Genomic DNA, 9,045 nt, shown 5'->3' on the forward strand with positions numbered 1-9,045 from the left:
GCCCTACGCTGGGGCGATGACCGAGCAGACGGTGCGGATCGAGGGCCGTCGGCTGCGCCTGTCCAATCTCGACAAGGTGCTGTATCCCGAGACCGGAACCACCAAGGGCGAGGTCGTCGACTACTACTCCCGTATCGCGCCCCTGCTCCTCCCCCACGTCCGCGATCGCCCGCTCACCCGCAAGCGCTGGCCCGACGGTGTCGGCACCGAGACCGACCCCCGGCAGCCGTTCTTCGCGAAGGCGCTCGAGCCGGGCGCACCGGCGTGGGTGCGGCGGCATCCGATCGATCATTCGTCCGGAGCCAAGGACTACCCCGTGGTCGACGACCTGCCGACCCTCGCGTACCTTGCGCAGGTCGCGAGTCTCGAGCTGCACGTCCCGCAGTGGCGCTTCTCGGGCGACGGCGCGCGGCAGAACCCCGACCGGCTCGTGCTCGACCTCGATCCCGGCCCGGGCGTCGACCTGACGGCGTGCGCCGAGGTCGCGCGCTGGGCCCGTGACATCCTGCGCGACATCGGTCTGGACCCCCTGCCGGTCACGAGCGGCAGCAAGGGCATCCACCTGTACGCGCGGCTCGACGGCGGCCAGTCCAGCGACGACGTGAGCGCGGTGGCGAAGGAGTTGGCGCGCGCCATCGAGGCGGATCATCCCGACCTCGTGGTCAGCCAGATGGCCAAGGCCGTGCGCGAGGGGCGCGTCTTCATCGACTGGAGCCAGAACAGCGGCTCCAAGACGACCATCGCGCCCTACTCGCTGCGCGGTCGCACCCGCCCGACGGTCGCCGCGCCCCGCACGTGGGACGAACTCGACGACCCCGGACTCCGGCAGCTGCTCTTCACCGAGGTCCTGGAACGGATGCCGGTCCTCGGCGACCCCCTGGCTCCCGTCGACGAGGGTCACGGTCCCCTGCGCGCCTACATCTCCAAGCGCACGGCCGGGCGCACGCCCGAGCCGGTACCCGACGCCCCGCACGGCACCCCGGCGGCAGAAGGACGTGCCCGCTTCGTCATCCAGGAGCATCACGCGTCGCGGCTGCACTGGGATCTGCGTCTCGAACGCGACGGGGTGCTCGTCAGCTGGGCCGTCCCCAAGGGCGTGCCGCACACGACCGCCAAGAACAGCCTCGCCGTCATGACCGAGGACCACCCCCTGCAATACCTCGACTTCGCGGGCGAGATCCCGCGCGGCGAGTACGGCGCGGGCATCATGACCGTCTGGGACACCGGCACCTACGAGCTCGAGAAGTGGCGGGACGACGAGGTGATCGCGACCCTCGAGGGGCGCGAGGACGGGCCGCTCGGTCGTGTGCGGGTGGCGCTCATCCGCACCGAGGGCCGGGGCGAGAAGTCCCAGTGGCTGCTGCACCGGATGAAGACGGATGCCGACGGCCGCCCCCAAGCCGACGGGGACCCCGTCGTGGCCCGGGATCACGCGGGCGCTTCGGAACCCACCCTTGGCCCGCAAACATCCGTGGCGGAATCCGCCGAGCCGACCCTCGCCGAGCTGCGGCCGATGCTCGCCACCTCGGCCACCGCGGGAATCGCCCGCGCCGCCGGCGAACGGTGGGGGTCGCCGTGGGTCGAGATGAAGTGGGACGGCATCCGGGGTCTCGGGATCTGGGACGGCCGGCAGCTGCGGTTGCGGTCCCGCAACGGCAACGACCTGACGGCGACGTATCCCGAGCTGACCGGGGCCGACCTCGGACTCGGCGATCTTCCCGCGGTGCTCGACGGCGAGATCGTCGCCCTCGACGAGCAGGGGCGTCCGAGCTTCCCCCTGCTGCAGAAACGGATGAACCTCGCGCGACCCCGCGAGATCGAGCGCGAGGCCGCGCGGACGCCCGTGCAGCTGTACCTGTTCGACGTGCTGTCCGTGGGCGGGCGGGATGTGGCATCCCTCCCCCTTCGTGAGCGGCGACGCGTGCTCGAGCAGCTGGCCGAGGGCGCGGGACCGGCGGTGGTCCTGCCCCCGGTCTTCGACGACGTGGATGCCGCCGTCGCGACGAGCGCGAGGTTCGGCCTCGAGGGCGTCGTGGTGAAAGATCCCTCGTCGGCGTATCGCCGCGGGGTGCGGTCGGAGCAGTGGCTCAAGGTCAAGCACTCGCGCACGCAGGAGGTCGTGATCGGGGGAATCCGGCCCGGCAAGGGTCACCGGTCGGGTTCCATCGGTTCGCTGCTCGTCGGCGTCCCCTCGGTCGACGGGCTGCGATACGCCGGCCGGGTCGGCTCGGGTTTCGGTGAGCAGACCCTCGCGCGTCTCGCCGAGGTGTTGGAACCACTGCGGAGCGCCGAGAACCCGTTCGTGGGAGTGCCCGCGGCCGACGCACGCGACGCACTGTGGGTGCGTCCGGAGCTGGTGGGCGAGGTCGAGTTCGCCGAATTCACCCCGGGTGGGATCCTGCGTCAGGCGCGGTGGCGCGGGCTTCGTCCGGACAAGGCGCCGGGCGAGGTCGTGCGGGAGGAGTGACGGGGCGGGGCGCTGCGCGTCGACCCGCTCAGGAATCGATGACCGTCCACTCCCCGAATCGGCGGAACCCCGAGGCGATCGCCAGGGCGACCGAGGGGGCGTTGTCGAGTTGGCAGCGGTACTGCGGCTCGTACCCGCGGGCCAGCGCCTCGGCCGACAGCGCCCGCACCGTCACCCGCGCCAGCCCGCGACCGCGGAACTCCGGCAGCGTGATGACGCCCAGATCGGCGAGGTGCGTCGCTCCCCAGGGGTACATGCTGGCGGCCGCTGCGAGGCGCGTGTCGACGAAGGTGCCGACGACGAGCCAGTGGTCGAGTTCGACGAACGCCTCGTCGAACTCGTGCGAGGGCGCCGCAGCGACCATCTCCGCGAAAGCCGGTGCGTCATCCGCCGTGAGCCGTCGGGTGTGGATGCCATGCGTCTCGGCCGCGATCGCCTGCTGCTCCTCGAGCGGCAGGTAGAAAAGGTGGTCGGGGTCGTTCAACGGGATCCCCGCGGCGGCGATACGCGTCGTCGCCTCGTCGGCGGGGATGGTCTCGCCGTCGTCGACGCCGATCCGCTCGGCGTGTGCGGCGGAGACGGCGACGATCGTCGGACCGTCCTCCACCCGCACCACCGAGACCGCTCGGTTGTCGGGCAGATCGGGGTCGACGACGACGAACGCCTCCTCTTCGGGAACGTGCGCCGCTCGCGCGGGCAGCCAGTGATCGGTGACGATATCGGTGAACATGGCAGACCTTCCGGGGGGTGGGCGTCTGCTCGCAGGCTACCCGAGCGCCTCCGCTCGGCCGAGGATTCTCGACGGATTCCCCCGCTGTCGAGAGCGGGTCAGGCGTGGCGCGAGTCGTGCTCGACGTGCCCCGCGGGCTCGAGCTGGAAGGTCGAGTGCTCCACGTCGAAATGGTCGGCCAGACACGTCTGCAGCGACGCGAGGATCGCCGCGGCACGGCCGTCGCTCAGCGCGGCATCCTCGACGATCACGTGCGCGCTGAAGACCGGGGCACCGCGGGTCAGCTGCCACACGTGCACGTCGTGGACGTCGACGACGCCGTCCGCCTCGCGCAGATGCTCGCGGATCTCTGCCACGTGCACGCCCACGGGCGCCGACTCGGTCAGCACGACCACGACCTCTCGCAGCAGCCCGATGGCCCGCGGGACGATCATGACCGCGATGAGCAGCGAAGCGAGGGCATCCGCCTGCACGAAACCGGTCGTCACGATGACCACGGCCGCGATGATCACCGCGATCGATCCGATCAGGTCGCCCAGAACCTCGAGGTACGCGCCGCGGACGTTGATGCTGCGCTTCTGCGCACGACCGAGCAGCCACATCGACACCGCGTTCGCGATCATGCCGACGGTCGCCACGACCAGCATGAGCCCGCCCTGCACCTCGGCGTCGGCCGGGGCGAGCAGGCGTTGCACCGCCTCGACTCCCACCCAGGTGCACAGGACGATCAGGATGACGCCGTTGGCCAGCGCGCCGAGCACTTCGGCGCGCTGATAACCGAACGTGCGGCGATCGTCGGCCGGCCGCGCCGCGATCGCGGTGGCCACGAGCGCGACGACCAGGGCCGCCGCGTCGGTGAACATGTGGGCCGCATCGGCGAGCAGCGCGAGCGATCCCGAGAGGATCGCCCCGACGATCTGCACGACCATCACCGTGGTGGTCAGCGCCAGGGCGATGGCGAGCAGGCGCCTGTTGCTGGCATCGCGGATGCCGCCGGCTGGCGCGTGATCGTGCATGGATCCAGCGTAGGGCGGGGGCTGTCGGCGCCGCGCGGTGTGGCGGCAGTCGGGAATGAGAACCGGTGTCGCTACAGCCGCGCGAGCAGCGGGACCAGCTCGCGGAACGCCCGGGAACGGTGCGACTGCGCGTTCTTCTCGTCCGCCGTCCACTCCCCCACGGTGCGTTCGTCGCCCGCCGGCTGACCGTCGGGCACGAAGATCGGGTCATACCCGAAACCACCCGGCCCGGCCGGCGAGGTCGCCAGGCGACCGGGCCAGCGACCCTCGACCGTGTCCTCGGTGCCGTCGGGGCGCACGAGCGCGATCACCGAGACGAACTGGGCGGTGCGGTGCGGATCCGCGACGTCGGACAACTGGTCGAGCAGCAGCTCGAGGTTGGCCGTGGCATCCTTCTTGTGTCCGGCCCAGTAGGCCGAGAACACCCCGGGCGAACCTCCCAGCACGTCCACCGCGACACCGGAATCGTCGGCCAACGCCGGCAGTCCGGTGTGCCGTGCCGCCGCGCGCGCCTTGATCAGGGCGTTCGCCGCGAACGTCACCCCGTCCTCGACCGGCTCGGGACCGTCGTAGCCGACGACCTCGAGGTCGGGGCGCACCTGGGCGACGATCGCCTGAAACTCCTCGACCTTGTGCGGGTTGTGGGTGGCGAGGACGACGCGGGCCATCTCAGCCCTCGAGAGCCGTGGTCTGGATGCCGCGCAGCTCGGCGCAGCCGTTCACACCCAGCTCCAACAACTGGTCGAGCTCGCGCTTGTCGAACGGGGCGCCCTCGGCCGTTCCCTGCACCTCGACGAACAGCCCGCGGCCCGTGACGACGACATTCATGTCGGTCTCGGCGCGGACGTCCTCGACGTACGCGAGGTCGAGCATCGGCTCGCCGTCGATGATGCCGACCGACACCGCCGCGACCGAGTCGCGCAGCACCTCGGAGCGCTGCGCGATGAACTTCTTCTCGCGGCCCCAGGCGATGGCATCCGCCAGGGCGACGTAGGCACCCGTGATGGCGGCGGTGCGCGTGCCGCCGTCGGCCTGCAGGACGTCGCAGTCGATGACGATCGTGTTCTCGCCCAGCGCCTTCGTGTCGACGACGGCGCGCAGCGCGCGGCCGATCAGACGCGAGATCTCGTGCGTACGGCCGCCGACCTTGCCCTTGATGCTCTCGCGGTCGTTGCGGCTGTTCGTCGCGCGCGGGAGCATCGCGTACTCGGCGGTGACCCAGCCCTTGCCCTTGCCGGTCAGCCAGCGCGGAACGCCGTTGGTGAACGACGCCGTGCACAGCACCTTGGTGCCGCCGAAGGTCACGAGCGCGGAGCCCTCGGCGTGCGCCGACCATCCGCGCTCGATGGTCACGGGGCGCAGCTGGTCGTTCGTGCGGCCGTCTTTGCGGGTCATGGGGTCCTCCAGGGGAACGGGGATGGATGCCACGCCTCAGCGCGGCAGGTCGATGGCGCCGGTCTGCACGAGTTGGACCTCGCGCACCTCCCGGCCCATGAGGCGGTGCGCGAGGCGCACGAAGTCGTCGGCCGATGATCCGGTGGCCTCGTACCGGTGGTGGGGGACGGCATCCGGGCTCGCGAGGAGGTCACGGGAGACCAGCTGCCGGAAGACGTCCTTCGCCGTCTCGCTGTCGCTGGAGACGAGACTGACGTCGGGGCCCATGACGTAGCTGATGACGCCCTCGAGGAACGGATAGTGCGTGCAGCCGAGCACGAGGGTGTCCACCCCCGCGTGACGTAGCGGCGCGAGGTACTGCTCGGCGGTGGCGAGGACCTCGGGCGAATCAGTGATGCCCGCCTCGACGAACTCGACGAAACGCGGCGCCGCCTCGGCGAACACCGTCAGGCGCTCGTTGACCTCGAGCATGTCCTGGTAGGCGCGGGAGCCGATCGTGCCCACCGTGCCGATCACGCCGATGCGGCCGTTGCGGGTGGTCGACATGGCCGTGCGGACCGCGGGGCCGATCACCTCGACGACGGGGACGTCGTACCGCTCCCGAGCGTCGCGCAGCATCGCGGCCGAGGCGGTGTTGCACGCGATGACGAGCATCTTCACGCCCTGCTCGACGAGCGTGTCGAGCACCTCGAGCGCGTACTTGCGGACGTCGGCGATCGGCTTGGGGCCGTAGGGCGAGCGCGCGGTGTCGCCGATGTAGAGCACCGACTCGCGCGGCAGCTGCTGCGACACGGCCCGGGCGACGGTGAGACCGCCGACCCCCGAGTCGAAGATCCCGATCGGCGCGTCATTCATAGGGGTCCAGCCTATCGGGCGGGCTCCGGCGGCGCGGGCGGCGGGCGGGGCGACCTGTCAAGCGGGTGCGCAGCAACCGGAACGGGCGCGGAAGCCGCAATAGGCTGGCGCCATGAGCCGCAGCACCGCCCTGCACACCGACCGCTACGAACTCACGATGCTCGACGCCGCACTGCGCGACGGCACCGCCTCGCGCCGCTGCGTGTTCGAGGTGTTCGGGCGCCGCCTGTCGGGCGGGCGCCGCTTCGGCGTCGTCGCGGGTACGGGCCGGCTGCTCGAGGCGATCCGCGACTTCCGCTTCGGCGAGGACGAACTGCGATTCCTGCGCGACGAGAGGATCGTGGATACCACCACCGTCGACTTCCTCGCCGACTACCGCTTCACGGGCTCGGTCACGGGGTACCGCGAGGGCGAGGTGTACTTTCCTGGCTCGCCGCTGCTGACCATCGAGGGCACCTTCGCCGAGGCCGTCCTTCTCGAGACGCTGGCCCTCAGCATTCTGAACTACGACTCCGCCGTCGCCACGGCGGCGGCCCGCATGAGCGTCGCCGCGGGCGACCGTCCGCTGGCCGAGATGGGCTCGCGCCGCGCCAGCGAAGAAGCCGCCGTCGCGGCCGCCCGCGCCGCGTACATCGCCGGGTTCTCGGCCACCAGCAACCTCGAGGCCGGCCGCCGCTGGGGCGTGCCGACCATGGGCACCGCGGCGCACGCGTGGACGCTGCTGCACGACACCGAAGAGGACGCGTTCCGCTCGCAGATCGACGCCCTCGGCACCGGCACGACCCTGCTCATCGACACGTACGACATCACCGAGGGCGTCCGCACCGCGGTCCGCGTGGCCGGCACCGAGCTCGGCGGGGTGCGTATCGACTCGGGCGACCTGCCGATCGTCGCGGGCGACGTGCGCGCCCTGCTCGACGAGCTCGGTGCGACCGGCACGCGGATCACCGTGACCAGCGACCTCGACGAGTACGCGTTGGCGGCGCTGGCGGCATCCCCCGTCGATTCCTACGGGGTGGGCACCTCGGTGGCGACCGGTTCGGGCGTACCCACCGCGGGGCTGGTCTTCAAGCTCGTCGCCCGCGAAGCGGCCGACGGATCCTGGGTGGGCGTGGCCAAGGCCTCGGCCGAGAAAGCGTCGCACGGGGGTCGCAAGGCCGCTTTCCGCACGCTCGATGCGGGCACGGCCACGTCGGAGCTCGTGGTCGTCAGCGACGGGTTCGAGGAGCTGTCGACGGCCGCCGAGCACCCCGACGCCCGTGCCCTGCAGACCACGCTGATGGCGCGAGGAGAAGCGGATGCCGCGGCCCTCGGACGCGAGGGGGTGACGGCAGCCCGCGCTCACCACGCACGGGTTCGCGAGGAGCTGCCCGTTCGCGCGCTGGCGCTCAGCAAGTCCGACCCGGCGCTGCCGACGGAGTACCGCGACGCCGAGTGACGCCCGGGCCTACCCGGAAGGCGTCAGTTGACGAGCGACTCGTAGATCTCTTTGCACTGCGGGCAGACGGGGAACTTCTCGGGGTCGCGCCCCGGCGTCCACTTCTTGCCGCAGAGCGCCCGGACCGGCTTGCCCGTGATCGCGGACTCGAGGATCTTGTCCTTCTTCACGTAGTGGGAGAAGCGCTCATGATCGCCGGGCTCGATGTTCTCTTCGCGGATGAGCTCTTCGAGCTCGCGGTCGAGGGTTGCGAGGCCCCCGCTGTCCGGTCTGTCGAGAGGCGTGCTCATGGAGAGCCAGTGTAGTCGCGGACGCGGGGATCGGGTCGGCCGAGCCGGGGTCAGGTGGCTTCGGCGAACTCCATGAGCCGGGTTCCGCGGCGCTCGAACAGCACCGAGCCGATGGTGACTCCGACGACCAGGACGCCCGCGCCGATCCCGACGCCGACCCAGAGGGCGAACAGGGAATCGATGGTGTCGCCGTTGATCGCCTGCCAGGTCAGCACCGCCGACGGCAGGGCGGCGAGGATGGCTCCGGCCATGACGAGCCCCTGAGCCACCACGCCCCCGGAACCGGTGCGCTGCGGCTGCTGGAAGGGACTGTCGCCCGGCCGCGACACGGCGTAGGGCGCGAGGACCGACGAGATGCTCGACAGTCCGAGACCGGCCAGGAACAGTGCCGCGCACACGCCGACCATCGCGGGGAAGACGGCCCACCGGCCGTGCGCGACGATCGCGAGCGGCAGGCTCACCGCGAGGATCGGGATGCCGATGAGCAGCACGGGGATGAGTCGCCCGATGCGGTCGGGCGCTCCGCGCATGCCGCTCGCGATGTGCATCCACAGGGCGGTCGAGTCGTACGCGAGGTCGTTGTGCGGGAGCCAGCCGAAGAACAGCGCCATGATCGGCACGGGCAGCAGCACCGCGAGTTCGAGAGGAACACCGGCGACGAGCAGCGGCACGGTCGACACGACGGCGGCGATCGGCACGATGACGATGTTGACGAGGTAGCGGCGGTCGCGGAGCCAATACGACAGGCTGCGCGCGGCGACCGCTCCCCCGGGCGTGCCGGGCAGCAGCGCGAACCATCCGAGTCCGCTGCGCTCGCGCACAGGAACCGGGCGGGGCGTCGAGGTGAGCAGCAC

At 71.3% G+C, this 9,045-nt stretch carries 8 protein-coding genes and 1 pseudogene; 2 read left to right on the forward strand and 7 right to left on the reverse strand.

The features are described 5' to 3' along the window. Positions 1–16 precede the first annotated feature (16 nt). The gene (locus DBR36_RS01615; protein ID WP_108317279.1) at positions 17–2,467 is read left to right on the forward strand and encodes an ATP-dependent DNA ligase; all 2,451 of its coding nucleotides are present in this window, start codon (positions 17–19) and stop codon (positions 2,465–2,467) included. 28 nt (positions 2,468–2,495) lie between these two features. On the opposite strand, the gene DBR36_RS01620 is transcribed toward DBR36_RS01615, so the two are convergent. The 5 genes from DBR36_RS01620 to murI form a co-directional block, all read right to left on the reverse strand. Continuing rightward, complete coding sequence (locus DBR36_RS01620) at positions 2,496–3,197, reverse strand: GNAT family N-acetyltransferase (protein ID WP_108317280.1); 702 nt, start codon at positions 3,195–3,197, stop codon at positions 2,496–2,498. Positions 3,198–3,295: 98 nt separating this feature from the next. After that, complete coding sequence (locus DBR36_RS01625) at positions 3,296–4,213, reverse strand: cation diffusion facilitator family transporter (RefSeq protein ID WP_108317281.1); 918 nt, start codon at positions 4,211–4,213, stop codon at positions 3,296–3,298. 71 nt (positions 4,214–4,284) lie between these two features. Beyond that, complete coding sequence (rdgB, locus tag DBR36_RS01630) at positions 4,285–4,881, reverse strand: RdgB/HAM1 family non-canonical purine NTP pyrophosphatase (RefSeq protein ID WP_108317282.1); 597 nt, start codon at positions 4,879–4,881, stop codon at positions 4,285–4,287. 1 nt (position 4,882) lies between these two features. Beyond that, on the reverse strand, positions 4,883–5,608 hold the full coding sequence (gene rph / locus DBR36_RS01635) for a ribonuclease PH (RefSeq protein WP_108317283.1): 726 nt from the start codon (positions 5,606–5,608) through the stop codon (positions 4,883–4,885). Positions 5,609–5,644: 36 nt separating this feature from the next. Beyond that, positions 5,645–6,463 carry a glutamate racemase gene (gene murI, locus DBR36_RS01640; RefSeq protein WP_108317284.1) on the reverse strand — a complete coding sequence of 273 codons (819 nt, stop codon included), beginning with the start codon at positions 6,461–6,463 and terminating at the stop codon, positions 5,645–5,647. A gap of 112 nt (positions 6,464–6,575) precedes the next feature. Here murI and DBR36_RS01645 point away from each other — a divergent pair, with 112 nt between their 5' ends. Further along, complete coding sequence (locus tag DBR36_RS01645; protein ID WP_108317285.1) at positions 6,576–7,901, forward strand: nicotinate phosphoribosyltransferase; 1,326 nt, start codon at positions 6,576–6,578, stop codon at positions 7,899–7,901. A 23-nt stretch (positions 7,902–7,924) separates the two neighbouring features. Here DBR36_RS01645 and DBR36_RS01650 read toward each other — a convergent pair whose 3' ends face one another. Together DBR36_RS01650 and DBR36_RS01655 are read right to left on the reverse strand one after the other, a co-directional pair. Then, positions 7,925–8,191 (reverse strand): DUF3039 domain-containing protein, encoded by a 267-nt coding sequence (locus tag DBR36_RS01650; protein WP_076676153.1) that lies wholly within the window; start codon positions 8,189–8,191, stop codon positions 7,925–7,927. Between the two features lie 50 nt (positions 8,192–8,241). Next, positions 8,242–9,045: pseudogene (locus DBR36_RS01655) on the reverse strand (hypothetical protein); the annotation flags it as partial.

Source organism: Microbacterium sp. HMWF026 (assembly GCF_003061325.1).
Classification (GTDB): domain Bacteria; phylum Actinomycetota; class Actinomycetes; order Actinomycetales; family Microbacteriaceae; genus Microbacterium; species Microbacterium testaceum_E.

Coding starts and splice junctions, on each gene's coding strand:
- DBR36_RS01615 (WP_108317279.1), top strand. CDS start 17: ATGACCGAGCAGACGGTGCGGATCGAGGGCCGTCGGCTGCGCCTGTCC.
- DBR36_RS01620 (WP_108317280.1), bottom strand. CDS start 3,197: ATGTTCACCGATATCGTCACCGATCACTGGCTGCCCGCGCGAGCGGCG.
- DBR36_RS01625 (WP_108317281.1), bottom strand. CDS start 4,213: ATGCACGATCACGCGCCAGCCGGCGGCATCCGCGATGCCAGCAACAGG.
- rdgB (WP_108317282.1), bottom strand. CDS start 4,881: ATGGCCCGCGTCGTCCTCGCCACCCACAACCCGCACAAGGTCGAGGAG.
- rph (WP_108317283.1), bottom strand. CDS start 5,608: ATGACCCGCAAAGACGGCCGCACGAACGACCAGCTGCGCCCCGTGACC.
- murI (WP_108317284.1), bottom strand. CDS start 6,463: ATGAATGACGCGCCGATCGGGATCTTCGACTCGGGGGTCGGCGGTCTC.
- DBR36_RS01645 (WP_108317285.1), top strand. CDS start 6,576: ATGAGCCGCAGCACCGCCCTGCACACCGACCGCTACGAACTCACGATG.
- DBR36_RS01650 (WP_076676153.1), bottom strand. CDS start 8,191: ATGAGCACGCCTCTCGACAGACCGGACAGCGGGGGCCTCGCAACCCTC.